Raw genomic sequence first — 25,144 nt, 5'->3', positions numbered from 1 at the left:
CTGCTCAATCCCTTCCTTGGTGAAAGTACCGTTCAGCAACGAGCTATTAACTCGCGATAGACGTTTAGTCTTATATTTACTTGAATACTCATCACCGACAGTAAGCCAACTCATTACGATGGGATGCTTAAATAGCAAAAAGCCACCCTCATAAATTCGGGTGGCTTTGCTTTGCAGGGGAAGGTGATTTACTTGTCTGAGAACTGATTCTCCACGAGTGGTTGTTTGTTTTCGGCTTGAGCGACGTGGCATTGAGTACAGAAATAGTTATGCCCGTTAACTGTGCCTTTATCATCAATCACATGGGACTCAGCAACAGGCGTGGCTTTCATGCGTTTTGCTTTGTCCCAACTATGGCAGCTTAGACAGCCATTTTTATCTAAGGTGATCTTGTAATCGTCCTTATGTGGGATGAGCGGTGGTTGCTCGCTAAAGCTGCGCTCAATGGCGGTGCCGCGACTGGGATAAATCGCCATGGCATCGGCTGGGCGAATGTCGGTGATCGCCATGTTTCCTGCGAGGGATTGAATATTAACTGGCACTGTATTGATGTCGGCAGGCTGACCGGAACAGCCCGCTATGCCGATAAGTAACGCAGTTAAGGTGAGTATTTTTATCATTGGTTATTCTCCGCCTTGAAGACCTTCACTGGGCATTTTTTAAAGTCAGTTTCTTTTGACAGGGGATCGGTTGCATCCAATATCAGTTTGTTGACTAACTGGCGTGCATCGAAGAAAGGCATAAATACCACGCCGCGTGGCGGTTTGTTACGGCCTTTGGTCTCGACACGGGTTTTTACTTCACCCCGTGGTGATGCCACTATGACTTCATCACCGCGTTGTACACCGCGGGCTTTGGCATCTTCTGGGTGCATAAAAATCTGTGCGTCGGGAAAAGCGCGGTAAAGCTCGGGTACGCGCGCTGTCATCGAGCCTGTGTGCCAGTGCTCTAACACGCGGCCGGTCGACATCCACAAATCGTACTCTTCATTCGGCTCTTCGGCGGCGGGTTCGTAGGGCAGGGCGAAGATCACCGCTTTACCATCGGGTTTGCCATAGAATTTAAAGCCTTCACCGGCTTTGACATAAGGGTCGCTACCTTCAACGAAACGGCGCAGGGTTTCTTTGCCATCAACGACTGGCCAGCGCAGGCCACGGGTTTCGTGGTAACGGTCAAAGTCGGCTAGATCATGGCCGTGGCCACGACCGAATGTGGCATATTCTTCAAAAATGCCTTTTTGTAAATAGAAACCAAAGTGTTCGCTCTCATCGTTGAGCTCTGCTTTGCAATCCGATGTGGGGAACTTGTCGATCACGCCGTTGGCGAATAGCACTTCATATAAGGTTTTATCCGCATATTCTGGTTGCTTAGCTATCAACTCAGCTGGCCAGGCCTCAGACACTTTAAAGCGTTTCGAAAACTCGACTAATTGCCACAGATCTGAGGTCGCGCCTTCTGGAGCTTTTACTTGCTGATGCCACATGTGGGTGCGGCGTTCAGCGTTGCCGTAGGCCCCTTCTTTCTCAACCCACATTGCCGTTGGCAAAATCAAATCCGCCGCCATGGCTGTGATGGTTGGATAGGGATCTGAAACCACGATAAAGTTTTCTGGATTACGGAAACCCGGATAGATTTCATCGTTGATGTTGGGGCCCGCCTGCATATTATTGGTACACATGGTCCAGTAGCAGTTGAGCTTGCCATCTTTGAGCATACGGCTCTGGAGTACGGCATGGTAGCCAGGTTTGGCGGGAATAGTCCCTTCAGGCACTTGCCATAGTTTTTCGGTAATGGCGCGGTGTTTGTCGTTAGTGACTTCCATATCGGCTGGTAAACGATGGGCAAAGGTGCCGACTTCACGTGCAGTCCCGCAAGCCGAAGGTTGGCCGGTTAACGAGAATGGACTGTTACCCGGTGTAGCAATTTTGCCCGTGAGTAAGTGGATGTTGTAGAGCATGTTGTTTGCCCATACACCGCGAACATGTTGGTTAATGCCCATGGTCCACAGACTCATCACTTTAACGTTAGGGTCGGCATAGGCCTTGGCTAAAGTTTCTAATTTCTCTGGCTCCACACCACTCATCTTAGCCGCGTATTCCAGCGTATATGTGCTGACAAACTTGGCATACTCGTCAAAGCTAATCGGTGTCGATTTACCATTGCCTGGATTTTTGGCTTTTTTCTCTAATGGATGATCTGGACGCAGGCCATAGCCGATATCGTCAACGCCTAAGGCAAACTTAGTGTGTTTAGTGACAAAGTCAGTATTAACCGCGTTATTTTGAATAATGTAATTGGCAATAAAGTTGAGGATCACTAAGTCCGATTGCGGGCGGAACACCATAGGATTATCGGCTAAATCGAAGCTGCGATTTTCAAAGGTCGACAGCACATGCACGCGGCACGTTGGACTGCTTAAACGTCTATCGGATAAACGTGCCCACAGAATTGGGTGCATCTCCGCCATGTTTGCGCCCCAAAGCACAAACTGATCGGCGGCTTCTAAATCGTCATAACACCCCATGGGCTCATCAATACCGAAGGTGCGCATAAAGCCGCCCACCGCTGAGGCCATGCAGTGGCGTGCGTTAGGGTCGATATTGTTGGTAAGGAAACCTGCTTTATGAAGTTTAGAGGCGGCGTAGCCTTCCCAAATAGTCCATTGGCCAGAGCCAAACATACCTACTGATGTCGGGCCCTTGGTGGCGAGACTGTGTTTCCATTTAGTCGCCATAGTATCAAAGGCCATATCCCAGCTGACTGGGGTGAACTCACCTTCTTTATGGTATTTGCCGTCTTTCATCCGTAGTAATGGCGTGGTTAATCTGTCTTTGCCATACATGATTTTCGATAAAAAATAGCCTTTAATACAGTTAAGGCCACGGTTGACTGGACTTTCAGGATCGCCCTTAGTCGCCACGACTTTACCCGCTTTGGTGCCCACTAATACGCTACAACCCACACCGCAGAAGCGGCAAGGGGCTTTATCCCATTTGATATTGTCTGGCTGTTCGGCGGCTTCAACCATTTTAATGGGAAGCGTGACACCAACGGCTGTTGCGGCGGCAACCGCTGCGTTGGCCTTGAGAAACTCGCGGCGGCTTATGCTCATAATCTTTCCTTACTCTCTTGTTCTAAAGGTGCGACTTGGTGGTAAATCAAACTGGCAGATAACACGCCGGACAGGGCATTAATGGCTTCAATATTGTCGAGTATCGCCCTTTGGCTACTCCCTTCGAGGGTGACAACCAATTTCCCTTCGGGCGTAACAGCATGAATATCGGCGCCCATTAATGAGCGGATATTGGCTTCAACCTGCTGTAAGACTTTAGGTGCGGCATGCACCACAAGGCTGGTGACGTGGTATTCCTGACTCATAAGGGCTGACCTGTAGTGGCGTTAACTCGCTTGCTTAATATTAAAAAGGAAAGCAACCGAGTGCTGATACTGGTGAGTCTAGACCTGATGAAAAATGTGGGTATACCTCACAAGAGGTATTGAAAGCGATAGTCGATCCGGATCAAAGTTTTGCGAGTGATCTAACTCCCAGTTTGATATTTAAGCGGTGAGTTTATTGCTGATAAGGTGTGTTGTACTTGGCCGTATATGGGATACGGCCAATAATTCAAGATTATAAATATTGCCAACCTTTAAGTACTATCGAAGGCGGAATGGCATTTTCACTGCCCAAATCGGCTTCGCCTAAGGCATTGTCATAATGGATCTTGCCATTGCCCGTGGCGGTGATGGATTTACCTCTTACTGAGCCGAAGATTTCGGGACCACCGGGCAGATTGACTTTGGATTTAGGCGCATAAAGCGCGGCGTAAATCGGCACGCTTCCACTGACAGTCACATCTTTATTTGAACCAGAGTAAATCGCTAACGGCGGTTTATTGCTGCTGGTTAGGGTTTGGCTTTTAATGTTATTACCGTTGTTGGTACCCGCCGTAAAGGAAATCTCACCATTCACAAATAGCGTTAGGCTTGAGCCCGGGGCGATATTGAGTTGGTTTGCGCCACTCATTTTAAAGTCACCATTGATAATCAGTGTGACATCCCCACCGCTGATGTTTAATACACCATCGCTACTCATGACTAAACTGTCGAGATTAAATACTGGGGTTTCAGAACCGAAGATGTTTTCGGAGCTTGAGGACAGTGCTGGAAATGCATTACTGTTGCCTGAACTCGCAGTCGAACCCGTTGGGGAAAGGGTAACATTCTGGGTTGATGCAATTGTTCTTGCGCCATTGTTGGGCATTTTAAACCCTCCCATTACGGCACCAATATCTAATGGATCACAGGACTTAGTGGGGACGGGAGGGACATTAGGCGCTTGTTTCACTGCTTGGCCAATGCTGCTATTTTGATGGAAGTTGCCATCACCGCCATATTGAAGTGTCCCATTCACTTTGGCACCGGGGGCCGTTGATGCGTTGTTATTGGCTTGCACTGAGCCTTCAACAGTGCCACTGTTCTTTAGCTCAAAATTATGACCCGCAGCGATATTCCCACCGACAGTACCTGTGCCTACGATGACATCTTTATTGCTTTGAATATTGCCCATTAGGGAAGATGAGCCGGTTAATGTGACATTTCCCGTTGCACTGACATCGCCGTAAATCGGCGAATTGCCCGACAAGGTTACATCGGCATTCGGTTCAACCGTCGTCACATTGCCTTTGCCGTGCTTATTGAGTTGGCTGTTGCCTTGATCATTATTGAAGTTATCGCCGTAGGCGCCTTTTCGTGAGTCATAACCATCGATTGTGCTACTACCAGTAAGATTGAGGCTCTCGCAGGAAACGATGGCATCGTTAAAAATGTTATTGCCCTTTGCGCCTTTTAGGGCGAAGAGTGCATTGAGTTTGGCCTGACCTTCTAAGTGTTGCCCAGTGCTGTTGACGCTGAGTTCGGCGCTCGGGGTCACGGTTTTTGTCAACGTATAGGCGCTGCTGTCGATACTGCCTGAGGCACTCTTTGGCAGACTGTCATTTAAGGAGGCAGCCGTGCTTTGAGGCGCTTTAATTAAAGTCGCTTTGAGGGTGTTATAGCTTTCATACATGCCTTGTTCGGCGGTGAGTTGTGCATTGACTTGTTTCTGGAAGTTCCCGCTCAGTCGCTCTTGTACTAAGTTATCTCGCAGTGATGTCACGACTAATAAACTGGCTAATAGGCTGAAGACTAAGACGATAAGTAACACTGCACCCTTTTGCTTATTGATACTGCCGTGAGGTGGCGAAGCGTGAGCAAATGAACGTTCCGTGTGCATGTCTGTGCTTCCTCGTGCCTATGGCACTTGTTGTGAATTAATGGCTTGTTGCCAAAGGGGTTTACGCAGTGCGACCTGCAAGCTAATACCCTGACCATATTGCGTCGGCAAAGCTAAGGGCTTCAGATTGATACTGACGAGTTCACCAGCTTGCGAGAAGTGAGCCGCTTCTAGCCCGATGAGGAGTGTTTGCGCGCCATCACCATCGTTGCAGGATAAGTTAGGTGCCATAAAGCTAAATGTTTCAATGTAATCAGCGGTTTTACTTTGGCCTAAACAGCTAATACTCGGTTGGCTTGCAGAGGCGCGCGTGCTTAAGACGAGTTCGTTAGCCGATACATTTGCGACGTTATCAGCCTGTTTGATGCTTTTACTGAGCGTTAGCGTGGCGTATCTTAAGGCGTCAGCGGCATTTTCTAGACGTTTACTTTCCTCAACGGTGGCCTTAAGTGGCGCAAAGAAATTGATCACAGCGATCATGATGATCAGCCCTAATACCATGGCAATCATCAGTTCGGATAAGCTAAACCCCGATTGTCTTAAGGCGGGTTTAATGTGTCTCCATTGAGTGTGATGAGCTGAAATCACAGTTAGGCCTTACACAGATGGGGAAAACTGGCGTTAAGACTGACGCTATTATCGGTATCGACTCGACCATCTTGCCAAGTCACAGTAATTGCCATGTTGTCTTGATAAGTGGCGGGTAACACTAAGTCAAAGCCTACGGGGAAATCTTGGCTTAAACTGGCTCTAAAATTGATATCTTCGAAGCGGGCGGGTTGCTTTTGCACTTCGCATAACCTTGGCCAAATCTGTTCAATGACATTTTGCGCTTGCACTGTGGCAACTGTGTATTGAAAGCTATTGGTGGCATGTTGTAGCGATGATAGCTGCGCTTTTGCCAGTGCAAGCAATGAAGTGACTGATACCACGAGTGAGACTAAAACTTCTGTCATGGTAAAGCCAAGGTGTTTTTTACCTATGTGATTAAAGGCTTTCATGCACAATCCCCGCTCTGAAGCTGACTTTGGCCGCTCGGTAAAATGCATAAATTCATGTTTTCACCTTGACTGTTCGCCAATGAAATACTGGTTTTGGCTGTATTGCCCGTGGCACTGATGCTGATACTAGCCAGTCCTGTTACAGCAACCCCACGTGTCGGGGGCGTAAAAACCTTCAATTCGTTATCGTCGCTATCTTTAATGACCCAAAGCCCCGCTTCTGTTGCCGTGAGGGTAATTGAAGTGCTGCGTTTTATCGCTTCGCTGCGGGCAAATTTATAGCTAGAGACCAATTCATTCGCGGCTGCGGTTAGCTGTTCACGTGCCATAACATCGCGGTACGAAGGGAGTGCTAAGCTGCCTAAAATACCGATAATCGCGACGGTAACCATAAGCTCAACTAAGGTAAATCCTTGATTCCACGTGTTCGACATTTAATTCGTCCAACAATTGGCAGCAGGAGTTCGCACGCCTTTCTGATTAATGCTTAAGGTGCCACAGCTATCCGATTGGCGGCTGGTTGGGACTGCCGAGAGGGAGAAACTTAACTTGTCGTCCGCCGGTGTGTAGCTAAAAGTGTAGTAAGGACTGTTGGTTAAGGTTTGCGCAGCAGGATACTTACCTTGACGGGAATAATTGCGTTCTAATGCTTGCACGCTCGTCATCAAATATTGCTGGGCATCGAAACGACGACCTTGCTTTAGGTATTCGGAAAAAGAAGGGATAGCGATAGCGGCGAGAATGCCGATGATGGCTACGACGATCATGAGTTCAATTAAGGTAAAACCTTTCTCTATGCGGATGATAGAACTCATTCACAACTCCATTTGTGCTGGTTGATGCGTATTGCAGTCACTCATTAACGTGAGAGTTAAACTGTTATCTGTACGTTATGACAACGTTGTCATTTTAATTTATGATAATGTATTTGGGTTGACATTAAAATGCAACAATTGGTTGATTATTAGTCTTGAACTCGATCGCAAATAGGGTGTTATTGTGGGCTTGGTCACGTATTGCGTGTTGCGATGTCTTTATACAACAGCAGCTTAAGATCATTCTCTGAATAACTATCTTGTTATGCTACTTCGCGCTGACTTAGCATTTCTGGTTATAAGAACTATGTTTGGGCTCAATAGCCCGTCAGTTCCATATAACCTGTACCAGCATGGCTGCCAGAGAGTTGCACTGGTCCTTCCCAGTAGGGCGTCGATAATGGCATGGCGCTATTAGGATTGAGCGGGGTGATGGTGAGATCGATATTCTCGCTGGGGATTTTTACCTGCCAGCTGACGGGATAGTCGCCATTGACTGTATGTTGCCATTTCAGTGGCGTCATCTGTATTTCATTAGGATTGTCGGTGGAATTAATACTGCGCCCAGTGCCATCGGCAAACATTCTTCTGGCGCTATAAAATGCCGAGATAGGCGCATTCTTTGTATTCTCTGCTGGAGACTGATCCCGTAACTGAAACAACATCAGCGTCGAGCCATCGTTTAATCTGAGCGCGAACCAATCCCAGCCCTGTTGCGTTTTAGTGAGAAATTGCGAGCTCCATTCCCTGTCGAGCCAACCTTGGCCTGTGACTCGCTCCACTTTGCCATTGCGGTTGATTTCACCTGAAATTTCAATAAAGGGCTGGCTGTAGTAGTAAGAGGCCACTTGGCCATCGCGACTTTTAAGGCTATAGCCGTTAACGCCTTGGAATTGCAGTGGCGCTTGGCTGTTAAGCTGAAGTCGGTAGCTAAAATCAGGATTCTCAACCGTTAAGGTGGCGGGAAAGAGTGCATTGGTTTCGCTCTGCCAGTGCCAGTTATCGAGTCGGATTTGATAGGGATCTAATTTTACTTCGGCAAACTCGCTATGACGGCGTGACCATTTTTCATGGGCGAGGTGAGCATTACTCGAGGTTAATGCGCTATGGGCTAAGTAAAGCTGCTGAGTCACCCAAGTGGATTCACTTTTAGGAACCACATCTGTTGCTTGCAGATCTGTGGGTTTTAGGGCGACTCTAAACTGCGTCCACTGGGCACCGAGTTGCTCACCTGTTTCTGTAGTTAAATTGGCGGTCAGATACCACCATTCCTGGCGAAAGTTATTGTGCGCCAAGTGATCCCGCGGAAATTCAAATTTATAGCCGGGAACAACAGGCGTAAAGGCCAAATCATCTTGATTAGCAGAGGTTGTGCCTACTACATTGGCCATAGATTTGGATTGAGTGCTTTGAGCCTGTGGCGTTTGGTCGCAGCCGCCGATCAGCATTAACCCAACCACTGCCCATACAATACTGAGTGTTTTCATCATAGGGTCTCCTGCTGCAGACTGGCGACCAGTGGTTTGCGAGTTTGCCAATACAGCGGCAAGAGCACGGCTAAGGTGCAGGTGGTTAAGGCAATCAGTATTGCTTTGCCATAGGCTTGCCAATCCCAAATCATTTTTATCGTCCAGCCAAAGGCTTGCAAGGTGATCTTGTTGATAAGCAGGTAACCTAGCAGCGCACCTGTTGGCATAGCGAGCAGGCAAGTGATCAGCACTACAATCAGCATTTGCATAAACACCATACCGCGAAGCGCATTACGACTCACACCTAAGGAATACAGTCGTGCCAGTGGCGCTTGCCGTGCCTGAGTTAACATTAAACAGGCACTAAAGAGCCCAATCGCGGCGACAATCAGCGTCAAACTATTCAGCACTAAGGTAATCGAAAAAGTCCGCTTAAACATGGCGATAGCTTGGGTTTTAATCTTAGTTTGGCTGTAGATTTGCGCTTGCGATAAGCCTAACTCGGCAGCCAGTTGGATTTGCAGTTCATCGAGCTCTGCTTCACTGATCTTGCGGCCTTGCTCTTTACCGTAAAAATTCGCCGCCAAACTGATTGGCAGTACAGGTAATTGTGCCTTTTGCCAGAGTGGCTGACTGATAATCACCTCGTTGCGGGTATTACCGTGGTCATAATAAATGCCGCCGATAATGGCTTGGCTGTTACCGGTTTTCTTAAGCGCATCCAATGACACGCAATCGCCAAGCTGCAATTGGTATTTGATGGCTAAGGGCTCGCTCACTAAGATCACGGGGGCATTAAAGTAGGATTGCCACAACGTGGGCAGGCTTTCTTTTAGGGCGCTGGTGTGGCGAATCGAATATTCATCACGGCTAAGTAGGCTAATTGGAATCGTCAACTCGCTTGAATTATCTGTCGATGCAGGGAGTGAAAGCTGGGCTTCAATTTGCCACTGCTGATAAAGACCGCTGACTCTAGGATCGTGCATCAGTTGGGTTTGAATCGTGTCGATGCGCTGGCTCGGTGGGCGAATATAGAGATCGGCATGCAAGCGGGTTTCTAGCCAAGTCCGCAGGGTTTGCTCAAAGCTACCCACTAGGGTGTTCATCGACACATTGGCACTGAGCGCCAGCAAGATTGCCATCATAGCAAGGGAGAGCGGTGCGATAAGCTCACGGGTTTCGGCGAGCAGATATTGCCAAAGTCCGGGGCGCGCCAAGGGCATTAACGCACTGACACCCCAATGCAATAATTGCGGCAACAACAAGGGGATCGCGATAGCGACGATACCGAGCAACACTAAGCTGATGTTATAGCTTTGACTGAAGGGAAACAGCAGCGCCGCTACGGTCAGTAAACCACAGGCTAAGGCAAATTGAATGCTATGAGTTTTGCGGTGTGCCTGCATTTGCTGATAACGATTCGCCCCTTGTGCCAATGCTTGGCGCGTAAGATCTAAATACAAGGGCAAGCAAGCGGCGAACGCAGCGCCTAAGGTGAGGGCAATTGCCTCGATAAGCCAAGTCCATTGCCAAATACCGGGGAGTAAGTGGGCGCCATACATTTGCTCTAAGGTCATGGCGACCATAGGTTGCAGCCAGTGGCTGAGTTGCAAGCCACTGATAAAGCCCAAACTTGAGCCTATGACAACCAACAAAATTAATTCTAACATCAGCGCCGTCATCAAGGCGCGGCGCTCGATTCCCTGTTGTAATAACTGCACTAACAGTTTTTGCCGTTTCATTAGGCTGTAGCGCACACCGTTGTAGGCGATAAAAAGGCCGACAACGAAGGCTAACATGCTCATGGCATTGAGATTGAGGTGAAAACTGCGGGTCAGCGCTATCAGCGCTTGGCCTTGATCTTGCTGGCTAAAACTGGCCTTTTGCGGCGTAATCCCTAAAGCGTCGAGTTGGGATTTTAGTTGAGGTAAGTTTTCTCGCTCGCTGAACATGGCGATATAGCTTAATCGGCCTTGCATGTTCAGTAATTGCTGGGCGAGGGAAATATCGGCCAAGATGGCGCTGCCGAGGCCAAAACTATCATCAATTGCAATGACATCTAAGGTGCTATTTTCTAAAACAAGTTTACCGTCTGGCGCTACTTTGGCGGCTAGGCTGCGGCTCATTATCACAGTGGGGGCGCCGTTGAGGAGATCGGCAAGCGGCAAGTCATTCATCTGCGGCGAGGTCGTTGACTGCGTTTCAGTCGAGGCGTGACTTCTCGATTTTTGTAGCGTTAATGCGGCAATCAGATCGCTGCCTTCCAGTTGCCAAAACTGACCATTCTTGCCGGAGATTTTGCCATTAACCACGGCGAGACTCTGACTTAATCCGGCCCGTCTTAAGTCGAAATAGACAGACTCATCTAAGGTGTTTTGTCCAAGAGGCGGCGTGAGTAACACATCGGCACGCTGGCTCAAAAGCTCAGTCGCATCGCTATAACTGCGCACCGCATTGTCGTTGGTTGCTTTAACCCCAATCAGCAGAGTCACGGCCAAGGCGATACCAAGCAGAATCGCGCCCGCCTGCAGGGGTGCATGGCGGTAATGGGCGATAAACACCTTTAGGCTGAGCCACGTCAGCCTCAGCCAAGTTTGCTTAAGCTCAGTTTGCTTAAGCTCAGTTTGCTTAAGTTCTATCTGCTTAAGCTCTGTGGGAGTCGACTTAGTGAGCGGTTTATTGTTCATAGATAGCGACTGCACCTTGGGATAAGTGCCAACGTTTTTGCATGAAGGCGGCGCACTCTTCACTGTGGGTAACCATTAAGATACTGGTTTGGCTTTCCCGTGCCAGTTCACACAGTAATGCCATGACTTGCTTACCCGATACATCATCTAAGTTACCTGTGGGTTCGTCGGCCAGCAGTAACGTCGGTTTATGGGCTAAGGCGCGGGCGATGGCTACGCGCTGTTGTTGACCGCCGGACAGGGCTTCAACTTGGCGGTGAAGTAATGGCATCAGCCCAAGTTTTTCAACCAGATAGTCACACCAGGCTGACCACGGCTGCGCGGTTAAACTTAAGGAGAAGGCGATATTGTCTTTCACGTTGAGTGGCGTGAGTAAGTTAAATTGCTGAAACACGACACCTAAGGAATTGCGCCTGAAACGGCTCCAATCTTTGTCTTGCCAAGTTGAGGTGGACGCTTGTTCTAGTAAGATTTCCCCCGAGTCTGGCATTTCAAAACCGGCGATCAGGTTGAGTAAGGTGCTCTTGCCGCTGCCGCTGGGACCTGTAAGCGCCACGGTTTCGCCTCTATGGATCTGCAGGTCAACCGCTTGCAGCACTTGATGATATTGCTCGCCATCGCGAAAGCACTTGCTGACTTGGTTAAGCTTGGCGACTGGGTGAAGCTTGTCGACAGGATTTGGTTTAGCGACGTCGGCCATTGAGCAACTCCTTTATATCCATTGGCGGCTTATGTGGTAAGCAGTGTTTCAAGCTGTGGCTCCAACATATCCTGGCTGCAATTTAGCATTGCAATACCGTGTTCAAGATAAAGCATTTTCTATTCAGATAGATACTGATTTTTCCTGTAATGGGATCATAAACGGGATCACAAAACATAAATCGTCACTTGCCGTAAAAATAGTCAATTGAATTAAATCCTCGACGAACTGTGAGTAAACGGCTTGAGCTGACGCCGCGTTTGTTGCATTCTGTGCGTCCTGTTAGCTTGGGAGTCAATCTCAATCTAACAATCCGTTCGGATGAAGGTAGCAGGAGAGTGGGGAATTGACCCCACACCGACGAGGCAACTTTGGTTTTATTTGAAGCGACGGTTTTATTGAATCGAATCTTCCCATAAAAACAAAGCACTCTTTCAGGTGCCGATAGGCGTGGACTGTTACTGGACGAGCCTCTGGAGAGACTGCCAATTGCACTTAATTTAAAGTGTGATCAGGTGGCGCCGAAGGCGAAAGTGTCGTGGTGTTATTGAACCGCGACGCGAAACGCTCAGGCAAAAGGACAGAGGAGAGGATGACTGCACAGTCCCTGTCGTTTGTCGTCGTGGGCTATTTTTACCCTTTGCTTGAGATAGCGCACTTTTGCATCTATTAAAAGCACTCGTTTGAGTCATCGCTCGCTGCGCATTTCGCGTTCAGCTGGGGTGAATCTCAGTCGAGCACAGGCTAGAAATAGTTTGCAATAGCGTCCGACTGCGGCGCGTCACAGCCATTTCTTTTCCTCCTCCGTTTATTAATTTTGTTGTTTAATATTCGAGGAATATCATGAGTTTTCAAGCTTTTCTTGCCAGCATTAATGGCATCGTCTGGGGCCCAATCACCCTTTGTTTGCTGGTGGGCACGGGGATTTATCTCACTGCACGCCTCAAGCTTATCCAAGTTATCCGTCTGCCTATGGCGCTGGGATTATTATTCAAACCGGCAAAAGGTCATGGGGATTTATCTTCCTTCGCAGCGCTCTGTACTGCGCTGTCCGCCACTATCGGTACCGGTAATATTGTCGGTGTAGCGACAGCCATCAAAATGGGTGGACCAGGCGCATTATTTTGGATGTGGCTGGCGGCATTTTTTGGCATGGCGACTAAATATGCCGAGTGTATGTTGGCGGTAAAATATCGCACGACCGATGCGCGCGGGCAGATTGCGGGTGGCCCAATGTACTATATCGAGCGCGGACTTGGTCTGCCTTGGATGGCGAAATTGTTCGCTATCTTCGGGGTTGGTGTGGCCTTTTTCGGCATAGGTACTTTTGCACAAGTTAACGCCATCAGCGATGCGCTGACGATTGCCTTTGAAGTGCCGACTTGGTTGACCGCGACCGTGTTGACTGTGTTAGTTGCTGCAGTCACTTTAGGTGGGGTTAAGCGAATTTCGAATGTGGCGCAAAAGCTCGTGCCTGCCATGTCGATTGGTTATGTGCTGGCCTGCGTGTGGATTTTAGTGGGATTTTCTGAGCAAATTTTACCCGCCTTAGGTTTAGTGATTGAATCGGCTTTTACGCCACTCTCGGCAGCGGGAGGATTTTTAGGGGCGACAGTGGCGCAGGCGATTCAAATCGGTATTGCTCGCGGCGTGTTCTCCAATGAATCAGGTCTTGGTAGCGCGCCGATTGCAGCCGCTGCCGCTAAGACCAATGAACCCGTTGAGCAAGGTTTAGTCAGCATGACGGGCACCTTCTTCGATACCATCATTATTTGTACTATGACGGGCTTAGTGCTGATCATCACAGGAGTATGGAGTGGTGAAACGGCGGGCGCGGCGATGACGAGCGCGGCGTTTGCCCTCGGTGGCTCAGCGGTTGTGGGTCAGTATCTGGTGACCATTGCGCTGGTATGTTTTGCATTCACGACGATTCTAGGCTGGCATTACTACGGTGAACGCTGTTGGTATTACTTGGTCGGCGAGCGCGGTTTACGCTTGTATCAAGTGGTGTTTTTAGTACTGATCGCAGGTGGTGCTTTTATCAAGCTCGATGTGATTTGGTTGCTGGCCGATACGGTTAATGGCTTGATGGCGATTCCAAATTTGATCGCGATTGTAGGCTTGAGGCATATCATTATCGCTGAAACCCAAAGCTATTTTGCCCGTATCTTGCCAAATCAAACCTTAGAGACTGCTTCTTAGAGACGGCTTATTAGTGTTTTTAAAACAATAAATTACTTCACATTATTTTAACTTTGACATTGTCGCCACTGGATTCTTCGTTTACTTTATATGCACTATTTAAAAAATAGTGCATATAAAATCGAGGACTTTAGGGCGACGCCATGGACAAAAGTAAACTTCGTACTTTTCGCAGCAGAATCTTATCCCACATAGCCTTGCCTCTCATTTTAATCATGGCGAGTGTTTATGCTGTCAATGCTTGGTTTAGTTATCTCTCCTCGGAGAAACGGCTCTACCATAGCCTTACTCAAGAGGCGAGTCACTCGGCTTCGCGTCTGCAATTGTTACTCGAGCACGCACAAGCCAATACCCAAGGCCTTGCTGATTTTATTGGTTTTTTGTCAAGCAAAGAAGATATGAATGACGCTGAGAGCGTTAAAAGTGTCTTGATGAATCGACTCAAACGTAATCCTGATTTCTTTGGCTCCGCAGTCGCGTTTAAACCCAACACCTTCCCCAATCGTAAACTCTTTTCTCCCTATGTTTACCGCGACACCAGTGGCAGCGACGATCTCCATTATCTCGATATTGGTGCCGAGGGTTACGATTATACCGATGGCACTTGGGACTGGTGGAACAATGCCATCAATCAAGCGGCGGGCTACTGGTCAAAGGCGTACTTTGATGAGGGGGCAGGCAATATTCTGATGGTGACTTATTCGGCTCCTTTTGGTGAGGCGGAGCATTATTTTGGTGTCGCGACGGTTGACTTAGCGCTAGATGGCTTGCCAAAGCAATTAGGAATTGCGCCTAATCGGCTGGTGGTTTTAGACGATCAAGGGCGACTGATTTATCATGTCGATAGGGAAAAAGTGTTGGCCACGACTTCAACACAGTGGCTCGATAAAAATAAATATAGGAATGCTGACTTTTGGGCCTTACAAGCGAAAGGACTTGATGGTCAGGCAAGGTTTGTTGACGATAAGGATGTGGTTTACCTCGCGAGTATTGCAACCGTTCCGCAGCTAAAATGGCGCGTCATAGTGCTAGCGCCAGAGCAAGAATTATTCAGTTCCCTGCTCGATGATATGGCATCCATAATACTCAATTTGAGTTTGCTAACCCTCTTATTATTGTTGACTTGCTATCTGGCCGCTAAGCGACTGACTCGGCCCTTAGAGCTACTCGAGTCGGGTATCTTGTCCTTTGGGCAGGGTAAAACCCAGCAGCTCATTGTGCCTAAAGGCGCCGTGAGTGAGATTGTGACGCTGAGCAATACCTTCAATCAAATGGCGGAATTACTCGCCGACCGTGAGCAAGCCATTCTTGATTCCCGTGGCAACCGCTTTGCTCGTTTGATTGATGGTATGAGCGATAAGTCTTTCTATTGTTCCCTCGATCCCGACGGCCAACTAGCACAAGTGAGTGAGGGCGTGACTAAGGTACTGGGGATCTCCCCTGATCTGCTCAAGCGCAAATACCAAAGACTGTTTTCGGCCAATCCCCTCAATGAGAAAAACTGGCAATACACTGATTTAGCTTTAAAAGGCCAAAATGTTCCTTCGCATCAAGTGGAAATGCTGGATGATCAAGGGCATTTAAGAAGGCTCGATGTGTTTATGCAACCATTAATGTCTGACACCAATGAGTTAATGTCGGTGGAGATGTTATTTACCGATGTCACAGAGCAGTTCTCGGCGGCGGTCTGGTCAAATGCGGTACTGGAAGCCGCGCCCGAGGCCATGTTGATTGTCGATGAGCTAGGGCAAATCGTGTTCACTAACAGTCGCTGTCTGCAGCTCTTTGGATACGAAACGGGGGCTATGCTGGGGTTGCAGGTTGAGGCGTTATTGCCGCAAGAATTGGGAGAAAGGCATGTACTTGAACGGCAAACATTCCTGCGAGAGGGCCGTGATAGAAGTATGGCAAATGCCCGTCATGTGCGGGCGCTAAAAGCCGATGGTAATGAATTTATTGCGGAAATAGCGCTGAGTATTCTTCCCACCGCCTTTGATGGACAAAGGCAAGTCGCGGCTTCAATACGCGATATGACACAAAAACTGGCCGTTGAGCAGAAAATCCGCGATAGCGAACAGCGTTTTCGTGGGCTAGTGACGAATATTCCCGGCGCCGTTTATCGGACTCGCATCGGGGATGTATGGTTCATGGAATATATCAGTGACAATATTGCCGAGATTACGGGTTATGCAGCGAGTCAGTTTATTGAAAATCGCCAACGTACCTTTGCTTCGTTGATTTTAGAGGAGGACAGGCCTACATGTCATTTGCATATTGATAGAGCGCTCGCGCAGCAAGAAACCTTTGAAGTGGAATATCGTATTCGCCACCGCGATGGCAGCATTCGCTGGGTACATGAGAAAGGTAAGGCGAGTTATACCGAAGAGGGCATTCCACTCTGGTTTGACGGCAGTATCGACGATATTACCGAGAGTAAACTCGCGCTGGTACAGTTAGAGCAATCGCGTCAACAGATGACCAATATTACTGAGTCGATTCCTTGCACTGTGTATCAATTGCAGTGGCACTCGCCCACAGACCGAAGATTTACCTTCCTCTCTGGTGCGGCCATGAAGATGCTAGGGCTGCATCGCGATGATCTAATGAGTAATTTTGACATCATAGCCGAGCGGATTTTTGACGAAGAAAGGCCAGATGTTGTGCGGGCATTGTCGGGTCAGAGTGAAGACAGACTGCAATGGATACGCGAGTTTCGTTATCGCCACCCTAATGGCAGCATACGTTGGATGGAAGCGGGCGCGAGCGGTCATTTGGGTGAAGAGGGTGCCCTCACGTGGAATGGCTATGTGATGGACATTACCCAACGCAAAACTATAGAGCAGGAGCTAGCCCTCAGTGAGGCGCACTTTAAGGCGCTGTTCGATGGGGCGACCATTGGCATAGTCAATGTGGATATTAAAGGCGTTATTTTAGATTGTAATGACCAATTCTGTGCCGATATGGCGCTGTCACGTAACCATTTACGTAATACTGCTATTTTTGAGGTTCTCAGTGAGCAAGATCAACCCATAGCCAAGGCGCAATTTCAGGAGTTGGTTGAAGGTAAGATTGACCATTATCGCGGCGAGCGCAGTTTTATTCGTCCTTCCGGTGCGCCTTTGTGGATGACAGTCAACGTGTCGGCACTGCTTGATGCCCAAGGACAATTTGAATCGGCCGTGATCAGCATGGTCGATATGACAGAGCTTAAATTGCTCTCAGATGAACTGTTACTCGCCAAAGAGCAAGCCGATGCGGCCAGTAAAGCCAAAGGTGACTTCTTGGCGAATATGTCCCACGAAATCCGTACTCCAATGAATGCCATTATTGGCATGTCCCAGCTGTGCTTGCAGACCGAATTAGATAAAAAACAGAAGAATTATGTAGAGAAAATTGAGCGGGCATCGCAGTCTTTGCTGTCGATTATCAATGACATTCTGGATTTCTCTAAGATTGAAGCGGGTAAGCTAGACATAGATTCAGTACCTTTTCAGCTCGATACTATGTTGGAAGATCTCAGCGATATGTTTTCTGAGAAAGCTGCCCACAAACAGATTGAATTATTGTTCGCCGTTGCGCCCAACGTGCCTCGTTATCTGTTAGGAGATTCGCTGCGATTAGGCCAAGTGTTGATTAATCTGATGAATAACGCCATTAAGTTCACCGAACGCGGTGAGGTTTTGCTGTCGCTAAGCTTAGTTGAGCAGCAAGATGATGATGTCGTGCTGCGTTTTAGCGTGCGTGACAGCGGCATCGGGTTAACTGAGCAGCAGCAAGCAAAATTGTTTAAATCTTTTACCCAAGCGGATACTTCAACCACCCGTAAATACGGTGGCACAGGTTTAGGTTTGGCTATCTGTAAGCAACTAGTCGAACTCATGGGCGGAAAGATAGGGGTAGAAAGTCAGCTCGGTCATGGCAGCACTTTCTATTTCACGGTCAAGTTGCACATTTCCGATGGTCAGAAATTAGTACTCGAGCAAGAGCTTGAGGGCATGTCTGTGCTGGTGGTCGATGATAACGCGACCGCTAGAGATATTATGCGCACTACGCTCGAAAGTATGGGCTTTAGGGTCGATACGGTTCGCTCGGGTGAAGAAGCAATAAGCCGCTGCCTACTGCAAGCCTATGAAGTGGCGTTAATTGATTGGAAAATGCCTAACATGGATGGGCTGGAAACCGCGCGTCAAATCCAATTGCAGGCTCAGTCGCAATCTCAATCACAACCTCAGTCTCATCCTCAGCCCAAAATATTGATGGTATCTGCCCATGCGGATCATGAGTTCCTCACTCAAATTGAGCAACTGGCTTTAGCGGGATATATCAGTAAACCCATCAGTGCCTCACGCTTACTCGATGGCATAATGAACGCGATTGGGCGCGAAGGCATATTGCCCGTGAGACGCCGCACCGAAGAGTTGGCTCCGCAGTTGTTATTGCCACTACAGGGAAAACGTATCCTATTAGTGGAAGATAACGAGATGAATCTCGAAGTCGCCAGCGAGTTTTTAGAGCAAGTGGGGATTATTCTATCCATAGCGACCAATGGTCAAATCGCCTTAGACAAACTGTCGCAGCAGCATTTCGATCTAGTATTAATGGACTGCCAAATGCCGGTGATGGATGGCTACCAAGCCACTCAGGCGATAAGAAAAAGGCCTGAGTTGGCAAATTTACCCGTCGTCGCCATGACTGCCAATGCGATGGCTGGCGATAGGGACATGTGCATCAGGGCGGGCATGAACGACCATATAGCCAAACCGATAGAAGTGAATGTTCTCTATCAAACCCTGTTGAAATACCTCGCACCCGCATCAGAAACGGCTGCAGTAGATACCTTTACTCAATCGATATTGAGTAACACTAAGGGTGAGGCAGGCAATAGTGCAGAACAAACCGTATTGCTTAAGCGGCCAGAGCACCCAGAGCTGGATATCGATAGAGGTTTGCAACTGGTGCAACACTCTACGCGGCTTTATCAACGCATATTTGATCGTTTCGTGAGCAGTCAGCGTAATGTGGTGGAACAGGTTCGCAAAGCTATCGCGGCGAATCAAATCGAAGATGCGGTGCGTATTGCCCATACCCTTAAAGGCTTAGCGGGCAATTTAAGCTCGGCTAAATTGGTGGAGTTAGCGCGTTTACTTGAGTTGCATTTAACTGAAAATGCGCCCTTTGAAGATGAGTTAGTTCAAATTCAACCGCTAGTGGCTTCTATTTGCGATGCGATTGAATACGCCAAACCCGCTACGGTGAATCAAGCCGAGCCCCAAGCCGTTGATTTGTTATCTGCTGAGGATTTAAGGGCGGCATTACAGGCCTTGCGGCAGAACTTAGATGATGCCGATGCCAGCGCAGTGGCAAAAATTGATGCCTTAAAGCCGCAGGTGAGCAGTGCAATGTGGCAAGCGTTAAGCCCTGCCTTGTCTATGATTAATCAGTACCAGTTTGATGAGGCGATCGACTTGATTGATGATGTCATTGCTCAGTTAGGATAAAAAAGTAGCACACTGAATTCAAAACGCATGAAGTGGAGTTGTTAATGGAAAAGGCAACAATATTAGTCGTCGATGACACACCGGAGAATATCGATATTTTGATCGGTATTTTGGGTGATGACTATAAAGTCAAAGTGGCGATCGACGGGCCAAGGGCGTTAGCCTTAGTAGCAAAGTCGCGGCCCGACTTAATTCTGCTTGATGTGATGATGCCGGGAATGAATGGCTATGAGGTATGCAAGCTGCTAAAGCAAGATCCGCTGACCAGTCATATTCCAATCATTTTTGTGACTGCTTTATCTGAATCCTCCGACGAAGCCCAAGGGTTTGCTTTGGGCGCAGTGGATTACATCACTAAGCCCGTGAGTGCGCCTGTGGTTAAGGCGCGAGTGAAAACCCATCTTGCGCTCTATGATCAAAAACGCCTACTCGAACAACAAGTTAAAATCCGTACCCACGAGTTAGAAGAAACCCGTTTTGAGATCATCCGCCGCCTTGGCCGCGCCGCCGAATATAAGGACAACGAGACAGGTTTACATGTGGTACGCATGAGCCACTACGCCCGAATATTGGCGATAAAGCTTGGTTTACCTAGCAATTTCTGCGACTTAATTTTTAATGCGGCGCCGATGCACGATATCGGTAAAATCGGTACCCCCGATGCTGTGCTGAAAAAGCCGGGTAAGCTTGATGCCGAGGAGTGGCGCATCATGCAGCAACATGCCGCTATCGGCGCTGAAATTATCGGTGAACACAGCGATCCGTTATTGCAGATGGCCCGTCGCATCGCCTTAACTCACCATGAGAAGTGGGATGGTTCAGGTTACCCTAATGGCTTGGTGGGAGAGGATATTCCCCTTGAAGGGCGGATCACTGCGATTGCCGATGTGTTCGATGCCTTGACTTCGCAAAGGCCTTATAAGCAGGCTTGGACGATCGAAGCGACGATGGAGTTATTTGACAATCAAGCGGGAAAACATTTTGATCCTAAGCTGGTGGAAATGTTTAAAGAAATCCTGCCTGAGGCGATCGCTATTCGAGATACTTATTTGGAAAACTGATGCTCGAATGCTCGAATGCTCGAATGCTCGAATGCTCGAATGCTCGAATGCTCGAATGCTCGAATGCTCAAGTGCTCGAGGGCTTGAGTATAAGATAAGCTAAAGGCGCCATTGGCGCCTTTATTCTGTTTCAATCTCTATATCTATACCGTGTTATTAAATCAAAGCCTTATGCTTCGTCTAATGAGTAGGGCAGGGCTTGAATCGTTAAGCTTGATTGCTCATCGTCGGCAAAACGCAGTTTAGTCTCGTTGCTGGTATCGTTGGCAAGCACCGCAGTTAACAACACTTGGTTGCCACGCTGTACAAACTCAATAATATGGCCGCCACGGCGGAAGCCATCTTCCATCGCGATTTCAAGGCCTGACTCTGGGCTGATTTGCAGGTTAGTATGACCATGCAAAATATACAGGGCGCGTTTATTGCCGCCACGATATTTCATCCGCGCTATGGTTTCTTGTCCCATGTAACAGCCCTTGTTGAAGCTGATACCGTTAACCGCTTGTAGATTGCACATCTGCGGTACGTATTGGCTGGCATGGCTGGCGGCAAGGTTGGGATAACCCGCGGTAATTTCTAACGCTTGCCAAGCACTGGCATCAAATACGCTCAGCTTTGATTTGGCCACTAAAGCTGCAGCAGCTTCTGGGGTTAACATTAAAATGAAACGGTCAGCGTCTTTTAAAATCGCGCCATGTTCAATTGGCGTGAATTCTTGATGAATGTCGCCAAAATGTTCGCTCACGAACTGGCTTGCTTGTTCACCGGCGACCCCGAGCAAAGTCCATTCAGCGGATGCATTGCTTAAGGTGGCTTTGCTAAACACGGCATATTTTTGTAACTGGGGTAAATCGACTTCGATGGCATCCTTTGGCATCAGCATAAAGAGCGCATCTTGGATGGCAAAGGTCCTGAAACTGGCCAGCATTTTACCTTTTGGATCGCAATGTGCACCCCAGCGCCATTGGTTATCGGCTAATGAGCTGATGTCAGTGGTCACTTGGCCATGGATGAAACTGCGGCCTTGTTCTCCAACCACTTTAATAAGGCCCATATGAGATAAGTTGGCAAGCATGAGTGGAGGCAAAGAAGCGTCCAGATCCCAATGGGGCGTAGAAACTGAAATAGTCATAGCGAGATCCTGAAAATGAAGGCGATGTGAGAGGCTAGATTGTAACGGAATTCCTGTTGGCTCAAAAGCATAAGGCGCACATATCTGTGAATGATATGTGCGCCTTAGTCTTTGTACTTTAGCCGAAACGCTTAATGCGATTCGGCTTAACTCTTAAAACAGCACGCGGGTACGCAGTGTGCCTTCAATTGCCTTTAACTCAACTAAGGCTTCTTCGGCTTGGTGAGTGTCGACTTCCATGACCACATAACCAATCTCAGCGGTAGTTTGCAGATATTGCGCGGCAATGTTGATGCCTTTTTCCGAGAAGGCTTGGTTGATCTTGATCAGCACGCCAGGACGGTTTTGGTGAATATGCAGTAAGCGTGAGGTGCCTTTATGCATAGGTAGCGATACTTCAGGGAAGTTAACTGCAGATACGGTCGAGCCGTTGTCTGAGTATTTAGCGAGCTTGCCCGCGACTTCGATACCAATGTTTTCTTGGGCTTCTGCAGTACTCCCACCCACATGCGGTGTTAGTAATACGTTATCAAGACCTCGAAGTGGGCTGATAAATTCATCGTCATTAGATTGCGGCTCAACTGGGAACACATCAATCGCCGCGCCAGCGAGGTGACGTTCTTTCAAGGCGACCGTTAAGGCCTCGATATCAACCACAGTACCGCGTGAGGCGTTGATAAAGATGCTGCCCTTTTTCATCGCCGCAAATTCAGCTGCGCCTATCATGTCTTTGGTTTGTGGGGTTTCTGGTACGTGTAAGCTCACTACGTCAGCTTGCGCCAGTAACTGTTCCATTGAATGAATTTGCTGTGCATTACCCAGTGGCAATTTGTCTTCGATATCGAAGAACACCACGCGCATGCCCAGCGTCTCAGCCAGAATGCCAAGCTGAGTACCGATATGACCGTAACCGATTACGCCTAAGGTTTTACCGCGCACTTCGTAGCTGCCTGCGGCGGTTTTCATCCAGCCACCACGGTGGGCGATGGCGTTACGCTCAGGGATACCGCGCATCAGCATAATGATTTCGCCAATCACGAGTTCGGCAACACTGCGAGTGTTGGAGAATGGCGCGTTAAATACTGGGATACCCAGGGATTCGGCGGTGGCAAGATCAACTTGGTTGGTTCCGATACAGAAGCAACCGACCGCGATCAACTTCTCGGCGCGTTTCAGCACTTCGGCAGTTAATTGGGTACGTGAACGAAGTCCCACGAAATGTGCATCTTTGATGGATTCAATTAATGCTTCATCGCCTAATGAGGCTTTATGGTATTCGATGTTGGTGTATCCCGCACGCTCAAGTACATCGACCGCAGATTGGTGGACGCCTTCCAACAGCAGGATCTTGATCTTATCCTTGTCCAGCGAATGTTTCGCCATGATATGGGTACCCTCTAATTAATAGAAATGTTTCTTATGATATGCTGACAACCTTCACCCACCAAAATAGCACTTTTTTTACTCAGTGTGGAGGGCTAGATGGCTAAAGTTAATATTCTAAATTAAGAACAATATCGCATAAGAGGAAGAAACATTGAATAACAAAATCGCGTGGTGTGCTATTTACCTCTTAGTGCTCGTGTGGTCGGTGATAAATCCCGCGGATCCTTTCACTTGGTGGCTCGAAGCGGTTCCCGCATTAGTGGCTGTGCCACTGCTATTTTTTACCCGCAAACGCTTCCCATTAACGCCGCTGGTGTATGTTTTAGTGTTAGCCCATTGCTGTGTGTTGTTTGTCGGCGCGCATTACACCTATGCTGAAGTGCCATTATTCGACACTATTGCCCATTGGATGGGCTCAGAACGTAATAATTACGACAAGTTAGGTCATTTTGCTCAAGGCTTTATCCCTGCCATGTTAGCGCGTGAAATTATGCTGCGTAATCAAGCGGTCAAACCCGGTGCTTGGTGTGCGTTTTTAGTCACGTGTTTTGTGCTCGCGTTTTCGGCTTTTTATGAACTTATCGAATGGTGGGTTGCCGTGGCAACAGGTGAAGGCGCCGAAGCCTTTTTGGGCACCCAAGGCTATGTATGGGACACTCAATCAGATATGTTGATGGCATTAATTGGCGCAATTGTCGCACTCGTTTTATTGTCTCGTTTTCAAGATAAACAAATAGCGGCACTTAAACTCAGGAGCTAGTGGCACTGAGCTCCTGATTGTTTCTGCTCGAATCATAAGTTCATCCTTCCATAAAATATTTGGCGTGAGTGTGATGGCATTTAGCTGTCATACTTTCATGTTAAGTTTGTGTTGCAACTTTAGTCTGATATCTTCATAGTCTGAAGGTACTATGCGCCGTTATAGGTCGATGGTGATTTATATTTTCTACTGTTACTCTATTTATCTACGGTGAGTTAGTCGAATGTACTAAGGGTAAATAGGGAATAGTACATTTGGGTGATGTTTTTCAGTCTTTAACTAGTCAGAATTAACTAGGTTAATGGAATGTTTAAAAATCTAACTAAAGAGGCTAGTCAAACATACCATTTTGCCAATAGAGAATACTTTTCAGGGAGGAGAGTCATTGAGCACAATTAATGAATTGGTTTTTTTACACCAAATGGCGGCGCCATGTCATTTAGCGTTACTCGCTGAATCCATCGGTTTGAAAACTCGCATCGTTAAACATGCGGCAGAATTGGATTTAGATAAGAGTCGTCGTAGTTTTTATCTGATTACCCAAAAAGGTTCTGCATTGGATAACAAGGGGATACCTTTGTTGGCTTCGCGCTTAGTATCAAATTTTCCCGTGGCACTGTACCAAGTCGAGCGTGACTCTTTAGATCAAGAGTCAGCTATGTTACTTGGCATTCGAGGCATTTTATTTGCCGATCAACGTATGGATTTGATGTTAACAGGTTTACGTAAAATGGTGGCAGAGGAGCTATGGTACGATAGAACACTACTGAGTAAGATGTTCCGTCGTGTAGTGCAAAAGCTCGATGGTAACAATGAGATGCCCTCCGATACTGTAGCTATGCTGCAGATGTTGACATCCCGTGAGCGCACTATTATTCAATTTGTGTCGAGTGGCGCGAGGAATAAAGAAATCGCCCACAGATTGTGCATCAGCGAACATACAGTGAAGGCACACATTTCTTCCATCTTTCGTAAGACTCAGTCCCGTAATCGTGTGGAGTTGTTGCGTTGGGCACAAACCTATCAGACCCACTTTGAGTTGTGTAGCTAGGGTCTGTTGATCTTTGCTGTACAAATATTGTTCAGCAATACATCGGCAGCCACATTAACATAAACGCCAGTGACACCATACTGGCGTAATTTCTTGCTAGCTTGTCA

At 47.9% G+C, this 25,144-nt stretch carries 18 protein-coding genes and 1 riboswitch; of the genes, 5 read left to right on the top strand and 13 right to left on the bottom strand.

Features of this window, described 5'->3' with window-relative positions; genetic code table 11:
- Positions 1 to 188 precede the first annotated feature (188 nt).
- From KV201_RS20970 to KV201_RS20920, 11 genes are all read right to left on the bottom strand, one after another.
- On the bottom strand, positions 189 to 620 hold the full coding sequence (locus KV201_RS20970; RefSeq protein ID WP_226060462.1) for a nitrate reductase cytochrome c-type subunit: 432 nt from the start codon (positions 618 to 620) through the stop codon (positions 189 to 191).
- A complete protein-coding gene (gene napA / locus KV201_RS20965; protein WP_226060461.1) occupies positions 617 to 3,112 on the bottom strand; it encodes a nitrate reductase catalytic subunit NapA in 2,496 nt (831 codons plus the stop codon). The genes KV201_RS20970 and napA overlap by 4 nt, the downstream gene beginning before the upstream one ends.
- On the bottom strand, positions 3,109 to 3,378 hold the full coding sequence (locus KV201_RS20960; RefSeq protein ID WP_226060459.1) for a chaperone NapD: 270 nt from the start codon (positions 3,376 to 3,378) through the stop codon (positions 3,109 to 3,111). Before KV201_RS20960 ends, napA begins: the two co-directional genes overlap by 4 nt.
- 253 nt (positions 3,379 to 3,631) lie before the next feature.
- Positions 3,632 to 5,275 (bottom strand): polymer-forming cytoskeletal protein, encoded by a 1,644-nt coding sequence (locus KV201_RS20955; RefSeq protein ID WP_226060458.1) that lies wholly within the window; start codon positions 5,273 to 5,275, stop codon positions 3,632 to 3,634.
- 18 nt (positions 5,276 to 5,293) lie between these two features.
- The gene (locus KV201_RS20950) at positions 5,294 to 5,863 is read right to left on the bottom strand and encodes a PilW family protein (protein WP_226060456.1); all 570 of its coding nucleotides are present in this window, start codon (positions 5,861 to 5,863) and stop codon (positions 5,294 to 5,296) included.
- 2 nt (positions 5,864 to 5,865) lie between these two features.
- Positions 5,866 to 6,276 (bottom strand): hypothetical protein, encoded by a 411-nt coding sequence (locus tag KV201_RS20945; RefSeq protein WP_006086004.1) that lies wholly within the window; start codon positions 6,274 to 6,276, stop codon positions 5,866 to 5,868.
- On the bottom strand, positions 6,273 to 6,710 hold the full coding sequence (locus KV201_RS20940) for a GspH/FimT family pseudopilin (protein WP_107946583.1): 438 nt from the start codon (positions 6,708 to 6,710) through the stop codon (positions 6,273 to 6,275). Before KV201_RS20940 ends, KV201_RS20945 begins: the two co-directional genes overlap by 4 nt.
- Complete coding sequence (locus KV201_RS20935; protein WP_006086002.1) at positions 6,711 to 7,091, bottom strand: type IV pilin protein; 381 nt, start codon at positions 7,089 to 7,091, stop codon at positions 6,711 to 6,713.
- Positions 7,092 to 7,408: 317 nt separating this feature from the next.
- Positions 7,409 to 8,581 carry a lipocalin-like domain-containing protein gene (locus tag KV201_RS20930; RefSeq protein ID WP_226060454.1) on the bottom strand — a complete coding sequence of 391 codons (1,173 nt, stop codon included), beginning with the start codon at positions 8,579 to 8,581 and terminating at the stop codon, positions 7,409 to 7,411.
- Positions 8,578 to 11,247 (bottom strand): ABC transporter permease, encoded by a 2,670-nt coding sequence (locus KV201_RS20925; protein ID WP_226060452.1) that lies wholly within the window; start codon positions 11,245 to 11,247, stop codon positions 8,578 to 8,580. The genes KV201_RS20930 and KV201_RS20925 overlap by 4 nt, the downstream gene beginning before the upstream one ends.
- Positions 11,237 to 11,947, bottom strand: a complete 711-nt coding sequence (locus tag KV201_RS20920; RefSeq protein WP_011847709.1) for an ABC transporter ATP-binding protein — start codon at positions 11,945 to 11,947, stop codon at positions 11,237 to 11,239. The genes KV201_RS20925 and KV201_RS20920 overlap by 11 nt, the downstream gene beginning before the upstream one ends.
- Positions 11,948 to 12,410: 463 nt before the next feature.
- Positions 12,411 to 12,541: riboswitch (glycine riboswitch) on the top strand.
- Positions 12,542 to 12,790: 249 nt separating this feature from the next.
- Between KV201_RS20920 and KV201_RS20915 the strand changes: the two genes are divergently transcribed.
- From KV201_RS20915 to KV201_RS20905, 3 genes are all read left to right on the top strand, one after another.
- On the top strand, positions 12,791 to 14,149 hold the full coding sequence (locus KV201_RS20915) for a sodium:alanine symporter family protein (protein ID WP_006085998.1): 1,359 nt from the start codon (positions 12,791 to 12,793) through the stop codon (positions 14,147 to 14,149).
- Between the two features lie 143 nt (positions 14,150 to 14,292).
- Positions 14,293 to 19,647, top strand: coding sequence for a PAS domain S-box protein (locus KV201_RS20910; protein ID WP_226060451.1), 5,355 nt, complete (start codon positions 14,293 to 14,295; stop codon positions 19,645 to 19,647).
- A gap of 44 nt (positions 19,648 to 19,691) precedes the next feature.
- A complete protein-coding gene (locus KV201_RS20905; protein WP_226060450.1) occupies positions 19,692 to 20,708 on the top strand; it encodes a two-component system response regulator in 1,017 nt (338 codons plus the stop codon).
- 169 nt (positions 20,709 to 20,877) lie between these two features.
- Here the strand turns inward: KV201_RS20905 and ygfZ are convergent, their stop codons facing one another.
- On the bottom strand, positions 20,878 to 21,840 hold the full coding sequence (gene ygfZ, locus KV201_RS20900; protein ID WP_071940068.1) for a tRNA-modifying protein YgfZ: 963 nt from the start codon (positions 21,838 to 21,840) through the stop codon (positions 20,878 to 20,880).
- Between the two features lie 153 nt (positions 21,841 to 21,993).
- The gene (serA, locus tag KV201_RS20895; RefSeq protein ID WP_006082978.1) at positions 21,994 to 23,223 is read right to left on the bottom strand and encodes a phosphoglycerate dehydrogenase; all 1,230 of its coding nucleotides are present in this window, start codon (positions 23,221 to 23,223) and stop codon (positions 21,994 to 21,996) included.
- 154 nt (positions 23,224 to 23,377) lie between these two features.
- On the opposite strand from serA, the gene KV201_RS20890 reads away from it, so the two are divergent.
- The gene (locus KV201_RS20890) at positions 23,378 to 23,986 is read left to right on the top strand and encodes a DUF2238 domain-containing protein (RefSeq protein WP_006082977.1); all 609 of its coding nucleotides are present in this window, start codon (positions 23,378 to 23,380) and stop codon (positions 23,984 to 23,986) included.
- A gap of 385 nt (positions 23,987 to 24,371) precedes the next feature.
- Positions 24,372 to 25,037, top strand: a complete 666-nt coding sequence (locus tag KV201_RS20885) for a response regulator transcription factor (RefSeq protein ID WP_126491214.1) — start codon at positions 24,372 to 24,374, stop codon at positions 25,035 to 25,037.
- The last annotated feature ends 107 nt before the right edge of the window (positions 25,038 to 25,144 follow it).

This window comes from Shewanella sp. SR1 (genome assembly GCF_020447145.1).
GTDB classification, from domain to species: Bacteria; Pseudomonadota; Gammaproteobacteria; order Enterobacterales; family Shewanellaceae; genus Shewanella; species Shewanella baltica.
Note: the sequence above shows the minus strand (reverse complement) of the source record. Positions and strands in the feature narration are given on the sequence as shown.